Annotated in this window: 14 protein-coding genes; 12 read left to right on the top strand and 2 right to left on the bottom strand. The window is 37.9% G+C overall.

Annotation, left to right across the window (positions count from 1 at the left end):
* Positions 1-15: 15 nt before the first annotated feature.
* Positions 16-576, top strand: coding sequence for a hypothetical protein (locus ACTIEI_RS13485; protein WP_439506817.1), 561 nt, complete (start codon positions 16-18; stop codon positions 574-576).
* On the opposite strand, the gene ACTIEI_RS13480 is transcribed toward ACTIEI_RS13485, so the two are convergent.
* Positions 573-1,121, bottom strand: coding sequence for a YqgE/AlgH family protein (locus tag ACTIEI_RS13480; RefSeq protein WP_439506816.1), 549 nt, complete (start codon positions 1,119-1,121; stop codon positions 573-575). The two genes, ACTIEI_RS13485 and ACTIEI_RS13480, sit on opposite strands and share 4 nt — an antisense overlap.
* 123 nt (positions 1,122-1,244) lie before the next feature.
* Here ACTIEI_RS13480 and ACTIEI_RS13475 point away from each other — a divergent pair, with 123 nt between their 5' ends.
* Positions 1,245-2,570, top strand: coding sequence for a sensor histidine kinase (locus ACTIEI_RS13475; protein WP_439506815.1), 1,326 nt, complete (start codon positions 1,245-1,247; stop codon positions 2,568-2,570).
* On the opposite strand, the gene ACTIEI_RS13470 is transcribed toward ACTIEI_RS13475, so the two are convergent.
* Entirely contained in the window at positions 2,556-3,857 is a 1,302-nt protein-coding gene (locus tag ACTIEI_RS13470; protein ID WP_439506814.1) for an S-adenosylmethionine:tRNA ribosyltransferase-isomerase, read from the bottom strand. The two genes, ACTIEI_RS13475 and ACTIEI_RS13470, sit on opposite strands and share 15 nt — an antisense overlap.
* 210 nt (positions 3,858-4,067) lie before the next feature.
* Between ACTIEI_RS13470 and mraZ the strand changes: the two genes are divergently transcribed.
* Genes mraZ through murC form a run of 10 tightly spaced genes read left to right on the top strand, consistent with a single transcriptional unit; the run spans position 4,068 to position 15,841 of the window.
* Positions 4,068-4,532, top strand: a complete 465-nt coding sequence (gene mraZ, locus ACTIEI_RS13465; RefSeq protein ID WP_439506813.1) for a division/cell wall cluster transcriptional repressor MraZ — start codon at positions 4,068-4,070, stop codon at positions 4,530-4,532.
* Positions 4,533-4,537: 5 nt separating this feature from the next.
* Positions 4,538-5,455 carry a 16S rRNA (cytosine(1402)-N(4))-methyltransferase RsmH gene (gene rsmH / locus ACTIEI_RS13460; RefSeq protein ID WP_439506812.1) on the top strand — a complete coding sequence of 306 codons (918 nt, stop codon included), beginning with the start codon at positions 4,538-4,540 and terminating at the stop codon, positions 5,453-5,455.
* 10 nt (positions 5,456-5,465) lie between these two features.
* Positions 5,466-5,777 (top strand): FtsL-like putative cell division protein, encoded by a 312-nt coding sequence (locus ACTIEI_RS13455; protein ID WP_439506811.1) that lies wholly within the window; start codon positions 5,466-5,468, stop codon positions 5,775-5,777.
* Positions 5,777-7,888, top strand: coding sequence for a penicillin-binding protein (locus ACTIEI_RS13450; RefSeq protein ID WP_439506810.1), 2,112 nt, complete (start codon positions 5,777-5,779; stop codon positions 7,886-7,888). The genes ACTIEI_RS13455 and ACTIEI_RS13450 overlap by 1 nt, the downstream gene beginning before the upstream one ends.
* A 9-nt stretch (positions 7,889-7,897) precedes the next feature.
* The gene (locus ACTIEI_RS13445; protein ID WP_439506809.1) at positions 7,898-9,361 is read left to right on the top strand and encodes a UDP-N-acetylmuramoyl-L-alanyl-D-glutamate--2,6-diaminopimelate ligase; all 1,464 of its coding nucleotides are present in this window, start codon (positions 7,898-7,900) and stop codon (positions 9,359-9,361) included.
* Between the two features lie 9 nt (positions 9,362-9,370).
* On the top strand, positions 9,371-10,687 hold the full coding sequence (gene mraY / locus ACTIEI_RS13440; RefSeq protein ID WP_439506808.1) for a phospho-N-acetylmuramoyl-pentapeptide-transferase: 1,317 nt from the start codon (positions 9,371-9,373) through the stop codon (positions 10,685-10,687).
* A 4-nt stretch (positions 10,688-10,691) separates the two neighbouring features.
* Complete coding sequence (murD, locus tag ACTIEI_RS13435) at positions 10,692-12,032, top strand: UDP-N-acetylmuramoyl-L-alanine--D-glutamate ligase (RefSeq protein WP_439506807.1); 1,341 nt, start codon at positions 10,692-10,694, stop codon at positions 12,030-12,032.
* Positions 12,032-13,390, top strand: a complete 1,359-nt coding sequence (locus tag ACTIEI_RS13430; protein ID WP_439506806.1) for an FtsW/RodA/SpoVE family cell cycle protein — start codon at positions 12,032-12,034, stop codon at positions 13,388-13,390. Before murD ends, ACTIEI_RS13430 begins: the two co-directional genes overlap by 1 nt.
* The gene (gene murG, locus ACTIEI_RS13425) at positions 13,383-14,474 is read left to right on the top strand and encodes an undecaprenyldiphospho-muramoylpentapeptide beta-N-acetylglucosaminyltransferase (RefSeq protein ID WP_439506805.1); all 1,092 of its coding nucleotides are present in this window, start codon (positions 13,383-13,385) and stop codon (positions 14,472-14,474) included. The genes ACTIEI_RS13430 and murG overlap by 8 nt, the downstream gene beginning before the upstream one ends.
* The gene (gene murC, locus ACTIEI_RS13420) at positions 14,471-15,841 is read left to right on the top strand and encodes a UDP-N-acetylmuramate--L-alanine ligase (protein ID WP_439506804.1); all 1,371 of its coding nucleotides are present in this window, start codon (positions 14,471-14,473) and stop codon (positions 15,839-15,841) included. The genes murG and murC overlap by 4 nt, the downstream gene beginning before the upstream one ends.
* Position 15,842 lies beyond the last annotated feature (1 nt).

Here is a 15,842-nt window from a genome sequence, read left to right as displayed (position 1 = left end):
AATCGAAATAACAAAATGAACAAGAAAGATTCAGGGGTTGCTTTTCTTTTATTTACTGGGATATGCTTTAATGCAATTATTTTTCCTTTAGGGGTATTATATTCTTATATATTTAATGTAGATTATATTACTATTGATGAATGTACTTATTCTATAATCATTAATTTGTTGGCTTGGCAGGCATTGTATTATTCTTTCAAGAATACGTTGACTTATCCTACTCCAAAATCATTAAGTGTTGAGTTAAAAAAATTCTCCTTAATTAATGTAATTGATGAATGGTTGAAAGTTAAACTGAATACACCTGAAAAAAGAAAGCAGTTTTTTAAAATAGCTTTTCAAGCTTTCGTAGTGATTAATTTTATTTTACCGCTATTATTAAAATGGATATTTAGCATTAAAATTCACTATAACTCTTGGGCTTTTGCTTTTGTTTTCGCTCAACTTTTCACCATCGTTTATTATCGTTTACAAAAACAATTTCCGGAAGACATTGAAGAAAAAGATACTCCTATGCCAAATCCTTGGATTTTACATTTGCTTTATCTCATGATTTTTAAAAAGAAATCCTTCTAATTCAACTGCGGATCAATAGGGTAGTTGGTCATTTGTGCGTATTCTCCCCCTAGCAGTTGCATACTGCGTTTCCATATTTGTTGTGGTTCTTCTGCAAAACTGATGGCTGCATCGGGTGTTGTGATTATCCAACTTTTTTCGTCTACTTCCTCTTGCAATTGCCCTGCGCTCCATCCACTATATCCCACAAAAAATTTGATCTGGGCCTCGGATATTTCTTTGTTGTGTAAGGCGGCTACAGCTATGTCAAAATCGCCTCCCCAATAAATTCCTTTGTGTATTTCTACCCCGTCTGTGATAATATCTGGTCTGCGGTGGATAAAATGCAGGGTGTGTTGTTCTACTGGACCTCCTTCATACACCGGCAGCTTTAATCCATCTGCTATCTCTACCAAATCTCCTAATACCTGATCGGTCTTCTTGTTTAGGATAAATCCTACATCGCCATCTTCATTGTGATCGCAGATTAACACTGCGGTTCTAATAAAATTGGGGTCCTTTAAAAAAGGGTCAGACAATAATAAAATTCCTTTATTTAGTTCCATATCTTTCAAAAAGATAAGAATAATATTTATTTTTCAGACGAATTCTAAAAAATCTAGTTAAAAAATGTGCTCTGATGCTTTGCTCTGGCTGGCTAGGACTAAATAAATCTATATTTGTTGCGCATGAAGAAAACTTTCCCCACTATTGTCGTATTGATTTCGCTTTCGCTGTTTGGGCTTTTCATTTTACAGGCTTCTTGGTTTGATAACTTAATGGAAGTAACCAAAAACCAACTAAGAGAGAAAATTAATGCCGTTGGGGTGAGCGTTGCCACCGATATTGGTAAAACTACCAGAAGTTCTCAACCACTTCGATTAAATAGAAGGGGCGGGTTATTACTTGGTTCCGATCTGCAGATTAAATTATTTCGCCAGCCCACAGTTGAAGAGCGTTTTACTATGGAGGAAGTGCGAGATAAAATTGATAAAGAATTTGAACGCGTTCAACTTAAAAACCTAAAGTTTGAATTTGCTATTTCCGATGTTGAAGGTGATTATGAATTTTATTCGCCGGGGTATGAACAAGAATTTTGGGATACAGTAAACAATAAGCGTAATTATTATCCTATTCTTCGTGATACGGATAATTTAGCTTTATCGGAAACCAATGAATTATTAATCATTATTGTTCCGGATGTAGAGAAGCAAGTATGGACTTCGCTTCGCTGGATTTTAGTTGGGGCGATTATTTTTATGCTCATTATTATCGCGGCTTTTTATGTTACAGTGAAAACTTTGTTGAATCAGAAAAAATTATCTCAAATTAAGAGTGATTTCATCAACAATATGACCCATGAATTCAAAACGCCTTTAGCTACCATTTCTTTAGCTGTTGATGCCTTACGTACTCCTAAAGTGCAAGCTAATCCTGAGAAGGGGGCTTACTTTACCAATATCATCAAAGAGGAAAATATTCGCATGAACAAACATGTGGAAACCATTTTACAGGCTGCATTTTTAGAAAAGCAGGAACTCAATTTAAACTTGTCTAGAATCAATGCACATGAAATGATTCAAGAAGTAGCGGGCACTTTTGAGTTGCAATTGAATGATAAAAATGGAAAAATCGATTTTTTATTAAATGCTAGTAACGATTCCATTAGTGGTGACGAAGCGCATTTCCGTAATATGATTTCTAACTTAATTGATAATGCTATCAAATATTCAAAAGATCCTGTTTATGTTAAAATTTCTACCCATAGCACTAAGAACCATCTAGTTATTCGTATTGAAGACAATGGTATTGGAATGTCTAAAGAATCTGTTAAACGGGTATTCGAAAAATTCTATCGCGCTCATACTGGTAACCTTCATAATGTAAAAGGTTTTGGGTTAGGCATGAGTTATGTTAAAACCGTAATTGATGCACATAAAGGCAAAATCAAAGTTGACAGTACTTTAGGAAAAGGAACTTCCTTTACTGTTGAAGTTCCTTTAATGCACGAATAAAATTGATCCATCACCGTATGATAAAAAACGATACTCGTTTGCCAAGGCAAACTGGTATATTTTTTTCCAATTATCTCCAACAATGGCTGATATCAATAGCAATAATGTGCTTTGTGGTTGATGAAAATTAGTCACTAATGCGCGTATGATTTTAAACTCGTATCCAGGTGCAATAATGATTTGCGTTTTAGTGATTATTCTTTCTGCTTTGTTGCGTTGCATCCATTGCAATAAAGATTCTAGCGACGCTTTTGCAGTATATTCTTTCGGTATATTTTCATAAGGCTCCCATTGTGTTACTTGTAAATCTGCATTTGCAATAGCAGGGTTTTTAATTGTCTTCAAGCCAATCCAGTAAAGGCTTTCCAGTGTACGCAGCGAGGTTGTTCCCACCGCAATAATCCCTTTTTCTACATGCGCTAATAATTGTTCAATTGCTTCAAATGATACATCAATAAATTCTGCATGCATTTCGTGGTCTTTCATTTGCGCCGCTTTCACGGGCTTGAATGTGCCTGCTCCTACATGCAATGTGATATATGTTTTGGGTATATTTTTTTCAGACAATTTTGAAAACACCTGTTCGGTAAAATGCAATCCTGCGGTTGGTGCTGCTACCGATCCATCGTGTTTGGCATAAATGGTTTGGTATCTTTCTTTGTCTGTTTCTTCTGTTGCTCTATTTAAATAGGGGGGGAGCGGAATATCCCCTGCTAAGTGCAAGACTTCTGCAAAGCTAAGACCCGCTGGTTCCCAACTAAATTCAATTAAAAAACAATCGGGTAAGGTCTCGATTTTTATTGCTTCCACGCGCAAGCCCGCGCCACTGCTCGACACACTGAAGCCCGCCGCGCCATCGCCTGAAGGCGCTGACACGCTCAGCTGTACCGATCCCTCCTTCCATTTTTTGGCGCCCCCTACCAGACATTTCCATTGCACTTTTCCTTTTTGTAGCATGGCTGATGTGATATCGCCATAGTGATCCGCTGGCTCTAAGCAGAAAAGCTCAATTAGTCCACCTGTTGGTTTTTGAAAATGCAACCGGGCTTCTACTACTTTAGTGTTGTTGAATACCAGTAAGCTTCCGGCTGGTAATTCGTCAGCAATATTTGCATATATATTTTCTCTAATTGGATTGAACGGCTCCCCCGAAACTGCCATTTCATCCTCAGTGTCCCATATAAGCAACTTGCTTTGATCCCGCTGTTCAAGCGGATAACGGGCTATTTTTTCTTCTGGCAGCTCATAATTAAAATCTTCAATATGCAGTAAGGACGGGTGTTTCATGGTTTTTCTTTAGTAATTCACGGCTTATCCACAGCTATTCACAGGTTATACAGTACCATAAGCCTCGATTTGTCTGAAACGCAAGATAGTAAAGGATTACAGCCCACCAAATCTTGTGGATAAATACAAGACCCCCATTTTTGGGTTAAAAGTGGGAAAAAGTGTTATTTTGTGTCAACAAGTGGTAATCTTGGAAATATTTATTCACTTATGATCGGATTTCACGGAGAATATGAAGCAACGGTAGACGCCAAAGGGCGCTTCCTTCTTCCGGGCGGACTGAGAAAACAGTTGCCTGAAGGAGAGAGTCGCTTTATTCTGGGTCGTGGCTTCGAAAAATGTCTCACGTTGTATCCAATGAAAAGTTGGGAACTCATTGTTTCTAAGATTAGCCAATTGAATGATTTTGATCCAAAAGTACGTCAATTCAGACGTCAGTTTTTAGGCGGTGCTACCGAGATTGAATTAGACGCTGCGGGTAGAATGTTGCTTCCTGCTTCTCTAAAAGAATTCGCTGGCCTTTCTAAAGACATAGTACTAGCTGCTGCCTTAGATCGTTTTGAAATTTGGGATGCAGCCAAGTACAAACAGCTCTTTGAGGATTTCTCTTCGGAGGCTTTCAGTAGCCTTGCGCAGGAAGTAATGCAGGAAGCAGATAAAAAACAAGATAAATAAGCTGTATGGAAAATCAACCCGCCAGCGATTATCATGTTCCCGTTCTGTACCATGAAACAATTGATGCACTCAATATTCAACCCGATGGGGTTTATGTAGACTGCACTTTTGGTGGAGGTGGTCATAGCAAAGGTATTTTGGAAAAATTAGGTCCCAATGGAAAGTTGGTGGCTTTTGATCAAGATGCAGATGCTCAACAGAATATTCAAAATGAGTCTAGGCTTTTATTTGTTCCGCAAAACTTTCGCCATTTACATCGCTTTCTTCGCTTGCATGGCATTATGCAAGTAGATGGAGTGTTGGCCGATTTAGGAGTGAGCTCTCATCAGTTTAATGAAGGGGAGCGTGGTTTCTCTATTCGTTTTGAAGGTCCAATGGATATGCGCATGGATAGAAGGCAAGGGGTAACTGCTGCTGATGTCATTAAAAATTTCAGCGAATTGCAATTACACAAATTGTTTGAGCAGTATGGTGAAGTAACCAATGCAAAAACATTGGCCGCGCATATTGTTCAACAAAGATCGCGTTTGCCTTATGCTACTATTGATCAGTTTAAAGCAATGATTAGCTCCGTTGTAAAGGGAAATCCAAATAAATATTTAGCACAGGTTTTTCAGGCATTGAGAATGGAAGTAAATGATGAGATGGGGGCTCTGAAAGAAATGTTGCAGCAATTGCCTACGGTGTTAAAACCTGGTGGCAGAGCGGCTATCATCACTTTTCATTCTATTGAAGATAGGATGGTAAAGAACTTTTTTAAGCAAGGAAGTTTTGATGAAGTGGTTGATAATCCATTTGTTTCTGTTGAAAAAGTGGAAGTGTTTAAGCTAGTGAATAAGAAGCCGATTACGGCTAGTGAAGTTGAATTGAAAAGGAATACAAGAAGTAGGAGCGCAAAGCTACGTGTAGCAGCGCGCGTTTAATATATATACCGTGCCCGAAAACAAAACAAATCCCAAGAACCCTCTTAGAGGGTTGCTCAACTATGAGTGGATAGTGAAGAATATTAGTTTCTTCCTTTTCCTTTCTGTTTTGGCAGTACTGTATATAGCCAACGGACATATGGCAGACAAAACCATACGTCGTATAAACGCAATCAATAACGAATTAAAAGAGTTACAGTTTAAATACAAAACGCTCAAGAGTGAGTTGATGTATAAAACAGAGGAATCTCAAATTGTTCAGTTAGTAGAACCAATGGGTTTAAAAATAAGTAAAGAAATGCCTGAGCGCATCAAACAATAATGGAAGTAAAACGCGACATATTATGGAGGGTCTATTTCAGTTTTATACTGATTGTGATTGCTTGCATAGCTATTTTTAGCAAGGCGGTTTACATTCAACAAGTGGAGGGTGCCAAGTGGAGAAGCATGAGCGACAGCTTGCATCAGCGTATTGATGAAATTGAAGCTGAGCGCGGTACTATCTATAGTGAAGATGGTCAGATGTTGAGCACATCTATTCCGCAGTTTGATATTTTTATTGATTTCCGCGTAGCGGGATTGAGAGAGAAAAATGGTTTGCGCTTTAGAGAAAATGTAGACTCACTGAGTTTTCATTTATCTCAATTATTTAAAGACATGAGTCCTATTGAGTACAAGCGTATTCTTCAACAAGCGTATAAATCGCAGGAATCTTACTTTCCATTAAAAAGAAAAATCAGCTTTACGCAATATGATTCTTTGCGCAAATTCCCATTATTCAAATTGGGGCGTTACAAAAGTGGAATGATTGCAAACGAAAGAACCATTCGGCTGAACCCCTATCAGATGTTGGCTTTCCGAACAATTGGCTTAGCGCGTGATTCTAATAAAGTAGGTTTAGAAAAAACATACGATGCAATTTTAAAAGGGCGTAATGGTAAACAAACTGTTCGTTCTATTGCCGGTGGGATTGGAGTTCCCGTGGATGATACTTACCTAATTGAGCCTGAAACTGGAAAAGATATTGTGAGTACCATCGATGTATTCATTCAAGATATTGCAGAGTCTGCACTCATGAAAATGATGGTTCAGAATGAAGCGGAAAATGGATGTGCAATTGTATTAGAAACTAAGACAGGTAAAATAAAAGCAATTGCCAATTTGGGCAGAATGGCTAACGGGTCTTATTGGGAAAATTTGAATTATGCCATCACGCCAAGTGAACCCGGTTCTACGTTTAAGTTGGCTACTTTAATGGCTTTGTTAGAAGACAAAAAAGTAGGCCTTAATCAAACCATTAATTTGGAAAACGGTGTTTGGCGTGTTGCGGGTCAAACCGTGTATGATTCTGAAAGACATGCTGAAAATATTGTAACCGTTAAGCAAGCTTTTGAATTGAGTTCAAATGTGGCGATGGCTAAAATGGCCGTTGCGCATTATGCTAATAATCCAAATCTATATCTAAAGCATTTGCGCAAAATGCGCATGGATACTATTACGGGTATTGATTTAGTTGGTGAACGTAAGCCGGTGATTCATCGTCCTGGTTCTAAGTTGTATGGTCCTACTACTATTCCTTGGATGAGCTTTGGGTACAATTTAGCCATCAGTCCTTTGCATACTGCTATGTTGTACAATGCTATTGCTAATAATGGGATAATGATGCGTCCTTATTTAGTAAGCAGTATTAAAGAAGAAGGCGTCTTATTAAAAGAAATTCCCCCGACTATACTTGATACGCAAATTTGTAGCCCTTCTACTTTAGCTATGCTAAAAGCCAGTTTAGAGGGCGTTTGTATAGCAGGTACTGCAAAATCTTTATTTGCAGGTACCCCTTATAAAGTTGCGGGAAAAACCGGTACCGCTTTAGTTGCAGATGGAAATAGAGGTTACACAAATAAAATTTACCAAAGTTCTTTTGCTGGTTATTTTCCTGCAGATAATCCACAATATACCTGTGTGGTGGTGATCAAGAATAAGCCTTTTGCAGCTAATTTTTATGGGGCTTCTGTTGCAGGTCCGGTGTTTAAAGAAATTGCGGATCGCTTATATGGCACTTATATCAAAACCAATAAAACATTGATTGCTGGGGCTAATAAAAAAGACAGTACTTATTTTAAATACAATGGCTACAAGGCAGACCTGGCTTATTTGTCGGAAAAATTACAATTGAAAATTTCTGATTCTACTGGTAGGGCAGACGAATGGACTAGCTTAAATAAAAATAGTGCTGCAGCAGTAATGCAGAAAATGACTATTAATAAAAATTCAATGCCTCCTTTAAAAGGATTGGGTTTAAAAGATGCTATTTATCTCTGTGAGGAAATGGGATTGATGGTACAGATTAAAGGAAGAGGAAGAGTGTTAGATCAATCCATATTGCCTGGTCAGCCCATTGCTAAGGGACAATTGATTCAAATAAACTTAAACTAAACGCATACCATGAAAACACTTCATCAACTACTCGTTCAACTCAAGCCACTGCAAACTGCAGGTTCGCTTGAATTGGGTATTGGTGCAATTGAGATTGATTCACGTAAAGTGAAATCGGGTACTGCATTTATTGCCATCACTGGTGTGCAAAGTGATGGTCACCAGTTTATTCAAAAAGCAATTGAGTTAGGTGCGGTTGCAATTGTTTGCGAAACAATGCCTGCTGATTTAGTTGAAGGGGTTGCTTATGTTAAAGTAGCAAGCACTCAAGAAGCTGCAGCGCGCATGGCTGTTGCGTTTTATGATCATCCTTCTTCGCAGATAAAATTAGTTGGGGTAACTGGTACCAATGGTAAAACAACTATTGCTACATTACTATTTAAATTGTTTCGTCAGTTAGGATATAAATGTGGTTTAATTAGCACGGTTCAAAATCAAATTGATGATGTCATCATTCCTGCAACACATACTACGCCTGATGCCATTAGCTTGAATGCATTGTTGCAGCAAATGGTGAACGAAGGCTGCAGTTATGTTTTTATGGAGTGCAGCAGTCATGCCGTTCATCAACATCGTATCACTGGATTGCATTTTGCTGGGGCATTATTTAGCAATATCACCCACGATCATTTAGACTATCATAAAACTTTTGACGAATACATTCGTGTTAAGAAAAAATTCTTTGATGATTTGCCTGCAACTGCATTTGCTATTTCTAATGCAGATGACAAGCGTGGCGAAGTAATGTTACAAAATACAGCAGCTACTAAATACTTGTACAGCCTTAAAACAATGGCTGCCTTCAAGGGTAAAATATTAGAAAATGCATTGACCGGCTTAGTGATGACCATTAACGACCAGGAAGTGCATTTTCGTCTAATTGGAACTTTTAATGCCTATAACTTATTGGCTGTTTATGGTGCAGCTATTTGTTTAGGTAAAGAAAGTCAGGAAGTACTAACTGCACTCAGTATGATTACTGGTGCAGAAGGTCGCTTCGATTATATCATCAGTGCCAATCATATAATTGGGATTGTTGATTATGCACATACGCCCGATGCATTAGAGAATGTATTATCAACTATTAAAAAATTGCGCAAGGGGTATGAGCAAATTATTACTGTGGTGGGTTGTGGTGGTGATAGAGATAAAACCAAACGTCCTATCATGGCCCAATCTGCTTGTGATTTGAGTGACCGAGTGATATTAACCAGTGATAATCCCCGTACGGAAGACCCAGAAGCCATTTTGCGTGATATGGAAGCTGGATTATCTAGTTCAGCAAAAAGAAAATACATCACCATCGTAGATAGGAAGCAAGCTATTGAAGAAGCAGTTAAAATAGCTAAGCCCGAAGACATCATTTTAGTGGCAGGAAAGGGACATGAAAAATACCAAGACATTAATGGGGTGAAGCATCCCTTTGATGATAAACAAATTTTACAACAAGCTTTTAACCAAGTTACCCCCTAAAACAACCATATGTTATACCAATTATTTAACTGGCTAAAACAAAGCTTCGATATCCCTGGAGCAGGACTCTTTCAGTTCCTGACTTTTAGGATTGCTATGGCAATTGTATTGAGCTTAGTAATTGCAACAGTTTATGGTAAGCGCATCATTTTATTCCTTCAGAAAAAACAAATTGGCGAATCAGTTAGAGACTTGGGCTTAGCTGGTCAAGAACAAAAGAAAGGAACCCCTACCATGGGTGGCATCATCATCTTGCTGAGCATTTTAATTCCTACTTTATTGTTTGCCAATCTAGATAAAGTATATGTGCGTTTGATGATTTTGTGTACTGTTTGGTTAGGGTTGATTGGATTTTTAGACGACTTATTTAAAATTCGTGCTAGAAAAGCAGCTCAACAAAAAGGAGAAACTTATAAGAAAAAGGATTCTGATGGCTTAGCTGGTATTTCTAAGATTATCGGTCAAATAGGATTGGGTATTATCATTGGTACTACACTTTACTTTAGCAATGCTGTTACAGTAGAAAGAGAGATCATTGGCTCCGATAGAAAAATTTCTGTTTTGCAAGAAGGGGATCAGTTTGCAAAAGATTCTTCCATCATTGTTCGTCAAATGAATGGTATCGAGAGAAAATTCGTAAAAGTAAAAACACCTATTACTACTATTCCGTTTGTGAAGAACCATGAGTTCAATTACAGTAAGTTAATTAGTTGGATGGGTGATGGTGCAGAAAAGTATACTTGGATTGTGTATATTCTCATTGTAACCTTAATCATTACTGCAGTAAGTAATGGCGCCAATTTAACAGATGGATTAGATGGATTGGCTGCAGGCGTGAGTGCTATTATTGGTGCAGGTTTGCTGGTATTTATTTATGTAAGTTCTAACTACGTTTTTGCAGACTACTTAAATATTATGTACATCCCTAATCTAGGTGAGCTAACCATTTTTGTAGGTGCATTTGTGGGGGCTTGTATTGGATTTCTTTGGTACAACGCTTTCCCTGCTCAGGTTTTCATGGGCGATACGGGTAGTCTTGCATTAGGTGGGATCATAGCCTCCTTGGCAATCATAGTTCGAAAAGAATGGTTGATTCCTATTTTCTGCGGAGTGTTCTTAGTAGAAAATTTAAGCGTGATGATTCAGGTAGGCTATTTTAAATACACCAAGAAAAAATACGGAGAAGGTAAAAGGGTTTTCTTAATGAGTCCTTTGCACCATCACTACCAAAAGAAGGGTTTTCATGAAAGTAAGATTGCAGTAAGATTTTGGATCATCACCATCATGTTGGTTGTAATGAGTGTAGTATCATTAAAAATTAGATAAGAAATTGAAAAGTAATATCATCATATTAGGTGGGGGCGAAAGCGGTGTTGGTGCTGCTGTGCTTGCAAAACATAAGGGCCATCCCGTGTTCTTATCGGACGGTGGTATGCTCAAAGAAATTTATAAGGCAGAATTGCGTGCCAATGAAATTGATTTTGAAGAAGGTGGTCATAGTATAGAAAGAATTTTAGCTGCTGATGAAGTGGTAAAGAGTCCGGGTATTCCAGAAAAGAATGAAATGGTAAAAGCCATTCGTGCAAAAGGTATTCCTGTGATCAGTGAAATTGAATTGGCCTATCGTTACAAAGGAGAGAGTACTATAGTTGCCATTACTGGTAGCAATGGTAAGAGCACTACCACTGCACTTTTATACCATATCTGTAAAACAGCGGAACTAGACTGTGCTATGGTAGGAAATATTGGGTATTCATTTGCACGTCAAGTAGCAGAAGATCCAAAGCCTTTATACATCATTGAAGTAAGTTCTTTTCAATTAGATGATATCAAAACTTTTAGACCCAACGTAAGTATTCTTTTGAATATTACTGAAGATCATTTAGATCGGTATAACTACCAATTTGAAAACTATATCAATAGCAAATTTAGAATCATCGAAAACCAAACCATGGAGGACTATTTCATCTATTGTTTAGACGATGAAACGATCATGCAAAAATTCCCATTAATAACTATCCATACTAACCCACTACCATTCTCTATGAAACAAGAAGTAAAAAAAGGCGGCTACATCAAGGGCGACCAAATGATGCTGCGCATCCAAGAAGAAAGAGTAAGCATGAGTATCTACGATTTTGCCCTAAAAGGGAAACACAACAATTACAACACCATGGCAGCGGGTATTGCAGCATCTACGATTGGTATTCGAAAGGAAAAAATTCGTGATGCAGTTAAAAATTTCCATAGCCTTGAGCATCGCATGGAATTTGTTGCAATGGTTCGCGGCGTTGAATTCATCAACGATAGTAAAGCTACCAATGTAAACAGTACCTGGTATGCTTTAGAGAGCATGAATAAGCCTACTGTGTTAATCTTGGGTGGTGTTGATAAAGGAAACGATTATTCTTTAATTGCCGACTTAGTAAAAGAAAAAGTAAAAGCCATTGTTTGTATGGGAACAGACAACAGCAAAATTATTGCTGCATTTAAAGATATGGTACCCATGATTGTTGAAACGGATAGTGCAAAGAAGGCCGTGAATGCTGCTTTTAAAGTTGCGGGCAAAGATGATGTGGTTTTACTAAGTCCTGCATGCGCCAGTTTTGATTTGTTCAAAAATTATGAAGACAGAGGAACTCAATTTAAGGAAGCTGTTAAGGAATTATAATGTCTGAAATAAAAGATACCCTATTTGCTCAAATACCCTCTGTAGATGGTGTGCGCAGGCAACTGCTTACCCGTACCAGGGGCGATAAATACATTTGGGGTATTGTATTGATTTTGTCCTTGGTGTCTATTTTGGTAGTATATAGCGCTACTGGTTCATTAGCATATAAAATGTACAAAGGCAATACCAATATTTATTTGTTCAAACAGTTGTCTTTTACCGTTTTGGGATTAATCATTATGTACTTCTTGCATAGGGTTAATTATACATTTTTCTCGCGGGTGGCTACCATTTTATTCTTGGTGTCTATTCCTTTATTACTTTATACGTTGTTCTTTGGTGCAAGAATTAATGAGGGCAGTCGATGGATTAAACTACCCATTATCAATTTAACCATTCAAACAAGTGACTTTGCCAAGTTGGCTCTGTTTATGTACATCTCTAAAATGTTGAGTAAAAAACAGGAAGGCATTAAAGATTTTCATAAGGGCTTCATCCCTGTGGTAACCCCTGTGATTATTATTTGTGCATTAATTATGCCTGCCAACTTATCGAACGCATTACTTACGGGTGCTACCTCTCTTTTACTGATGTTTATTGGCAGGGTAAGTTTTAAGCATATTTTTCTAACTATTGTGATTGCAATGATTCCTGTTGCTTTTATTGTTTCTGTTGCAGTATTAACCTACGATGGAAAAAAAACAGAGGATATTGCTAAGCCAGTTGCTGCAGAGAAATTAAAATCGGTTGGCCGTTTTGGTACTTGGGTGAAGCGAGTGCAAGATTTTATGTATGCCAAAGACAGCGAAGTGCCATATCAGGTGCAGCAAGCTAAAATTGCTATTTCGAATGGGGGTATGTTAATTGGATTAGGACCAGGCAATAGCCAACAAAGAAATTTTTTACCACAGGCTTATAACGACTTTATTTATTCTATCATCATAGAAGAGTATGGGCTCTTAGGTGGTGCATTCATGATATTTATTTATTTGGTGTTCTTGTTTAGGTGCATCAGTATTTTCCGGCGATGCCCTTATGCATTCGGTGCATTCTTGGCACTCGGATTGAGTTTTACTTTAGTAATCCAGGCTGTTGCAAATATGGCTGTGAATGTAAATCTTGTTCCTGTTACTGGGGTTACCCTTCCATTGGTTAGTATGGGTGGATCTTCTTTCTTGTTTACTTGTGCTGCCATTGGAATAGTTTTAAGTGTGGCGCGTAACGTTGAACAAATAGAAGGTAAAGCGCCTTTAGAAACTGGGGTGAACCCTGTGGATGAGGTTGGTGGCGCGACCGCTGGCGCTTCGGCTGCAGGTGCAAATATTTCTTCATTTAAAAATGCTCGTCCAAATGCCTAAACGTTTTATCATAGCAGGTGGCGGTACGGGAGGTCATATCTTCCCTGCAATTGCAATTGCCAATGCCATTAAAGATAAAGTGCCAACCGCTGAAATTTTATTTATTGGCGCGAAGGGAAAAATGGAAATGGAAAAAGTACCTCAAGCAGGGTACGAGATCAAAGGATTGGATATTGCAGGATTTAATCGATCTTCTTTATTAAAAAATATTTCACTTCCTTGGAAGCTCATCAAAAGTTTCATTCAGGTAAGAACTATTTTCTCCTCTTTTAAACCAACTGCAGTCATTGGTGTGGGTGGTTATTCTACTTTTCCAGTTTTGCGTTATGCACAAAGCAAGGGTATTCCCACTTTTATTCATGAAGCCAATTCTTTTGCGGGTAAGAGCAATATTTTATTGGGTAAAAAAGCCACTAAGATTTTTGTTGCAACACCTGGTATGGAACGATTTTTTCCAAAAGAAAATCTATTGGTTTCTGGTAATCCAGTTAGGGCTGCCATCGAAAACAATTATCTCTCTCGCAAACAAGCCTTGGCTTATTTTAAGTTAGATGATAGCAAAACTACTATTCTTGCAGTGGGTGGTAGCCTAGGTGCTGCTAGCATTAACAATGCTTTAATGGAGCATTTAGGCGAGTTCGAAAAAAATAATTTGCAATTGATTTGGCAAACGGGTAAAACCAATGCCGATTTATATAAAAACGCTGCTGCTTCGTATAAAAATATTTGGATTGATTCGTTTATTACCCAAATGGAATATGGTTATGCTGCTGCTGATATAATCATTAGTAGAGCTGGCGCCATGGCTGTTACTGAATTATGTGTGTTGGGTAAAGCTGCTGTGTTGGTTCCGTTTCCTTATGCTGCAGAAGACCATCAAACGGCCAATGCTATGCTATTGGTGAATAATGGTGCTGCAAAAATCATTAAAGATTCAGATGCGCAAACTGAATTAGTAAAAACCATTATTGAACTATCTGATAATCCGATGGAACAAGAAAATATGAAAGGTCAAATTAGAAAAATGGCTTTGCGTAATGCAGCTGAATTTATTGCCAAACAAATTTTAGCCTCTTTATCATGAATAAGTTAACTACAATTAATACTATTTATTTTATTGGTGTTGGCGGTATTGGTATGAGTGCCATTGCCCGTTACTTTTTAGCGAAGGGGGCTATTGTGAGTGGATACGATAAAACGCCAACTGTTTTAACGAATCAATTAGAGAAAGAGGGTATTTCAATTCATTACACCGACGATATTAGTTTGGCGCCTCAACATCCTGATGTAGTTGTGTATACGCCTGCCATTCCGAAGGATCATGCAGAATTAAATCATTTTATTAACAACGGCTTTACGGTAATGAAACGCAGCGATATCCTGCAGTGGATTACCGAAAATAGTTTCAATATATGCATTGCAGGTACGCATGGTAAAACCACCGTAACTTCAATGGTTGCGCATTTGTTGCGTCATACTGGTTATGGTTGCAACGCTTTCCTTGGTGGAATTTCTGCTAATTATCATACTAATTTTTGGAGTCATGAGCGCAATGTGGTGGTGGTAGAAGCAGATGAATATGATCGTAGTTTTTTAAAGTTATCTCCCAATATTGAAGTCATTACTTCTATGGATCCAGATCATCTAGATATTTATGGTACGGCTGAAGAAGTTGAAAATGCTTTTGTTCAATTCTCACAAAAATTAAAACCTGGCGGAACAATCGTTGCCAAGTATGGGTTGAGCAGAGCCGCCGAATTACGAGCGGATAACTTGTTATTTTATGATCATCAAAATGAGGCGGCGGATGTGCATATAAATTCGTTGCAGGTAATTGATGGATCCTACCATTTTGCTGTTCAAGGTCCTAATTGGATCATTCCGAATTTGGTTTTGCATATGGGGGGCTTGCATAATATTGACAATATGATTGCTGCCATTGCTGTTGCCAAGCAATTGGGTATTGAAGATGATAAAATTGTGGCTGCTGTTGCAGATTATAAGGGGGTTCGTAGAAGATTTGAATATGCATTAAAAAATTCGGAGCATGTTTTAATAGATGATTACGCTCATCATCCTGATGAATTGAAAGCCTTATTATCTGGTGTTAGAAGTATTTTTCCTGATCAAAAACTCACGTTAGTCTTTCAACCACATTTGTTCAGCAGAACCAAAGACCAGGCTGCTGGTTTTTCTGCTACGCTTGATTTAGCAGACGAAGTGATTTTATTGCCAATATATCCTGCGAGAGAATTGCCGATGGAAGGGGTAAACAGTGAAATGCTGTTGAAGGAGATGCAATTAGCGAATAAACAAGTATTAGAAAAGACTCAATTGTTAGATTGGATCAAAGTAAATAAACCTGGTTTATTGGTAATGGCAGGCGCAGGAGATATAGATACTTTAGTTCAACCTGCTAAAGAATTATTACTGAATCATCCGCTTTTATAAG

Origin of the sequence: Sediminibacterium sp. (genome assembly GCF_051860225.1) — a bacterium.
Taxonomy (GTDB): domain Bacteria; phylum Bacteroidota; class Bacteroidia; order Chitinophagales; family Chitinophagaceae; genus Sediminibacterium.
Note: the sequence above shows the minus strand (reverse complement) of the source record. Positions and strands in the feature narration are given on the sequence as shown.

Bases quoted from the DNA above. Each gene is read 5' to 3' on its own strand.
- murG (WP_439506805.1), top strand. From the start codon at position 13,383: ATGCCTAAACGTTTTATCATAGCAGGTGGCGGTACGGGAGGTCATATC.
- murC (WP_439506804.1), top strand. From the start codon at position 14,471: ATGAATAAGTTAACTACAATTAATACTATTTATTTTATTGGTGTTGGC.
- ACTIEI_RS13450 (WP_439506810.1), top strand. From the start codon at position 5,777: ATGGAAGTAAAACGCGACATATTATGGAGGGTCTATTTCAGTTTTATA.
- mraY (WP_439506808.1), top strand. From the start codon at position 9,371: ATGTTATACCAATTATTTAACTGGCTAAAACAAAGCTTCGATATCCCT.
- ACTIEI_RS13445 (WP_439506809.1), top strand. From the start codon at position 7,898: ATGAAAACACTTCATCAACTACTCGTTCAACTCAAGCCACTGCAAACT.
- mraZ (WP_439506813.1), top strand. From the start codon at position 4,068: ATGATCGGATTTCACGGAGAATATGAAGCAACGGTAGACGCCAAAGGG.
- ACTIEI_RS13470 (WP_439506814.1), bottom strand. From the start codon at position 3,857: ATGAAACACCCGTCCTTACTGCATATTGAAGATTTTAATTATGAGCTG.
- rsmH (WP_439506812.1), top strand. From the start codon at position 4,538: ATGGAAAATCAACCCGCCAGCGATTATCATGTTCCCGTTCTGTACCAT.
- ACTIEI_RS13475 (WP_439506815.1), top strand. From the start codon at position 1,245: ATGAAGAAAACTTTCCCCACTATTGTCGTATTGATTTCGCTTTCGCTG.
- ACTIEI_RS13480 (WP_439506816.1), bottom strand. From the start codon at position 1,121: ATGGAACTAAATAAAGGAATTTTATTATTGTCTGACCCTTTTTTAAAG.
- ACTIEI_RS13430 (WP_439506806.1), top strand. From the start codon at position 12,032: ATGTCTGAAATAAAAGATACCCTATTTGCTCAAATACCCTCTGTAGAT.
- ACTIEI_RS13485 (WP_439506817.1), top strand. From the start codon at position 16: ATGAACAAGAAAGATTCAGGGGTTGCTTTTCTTTTATTTACTGGGATA.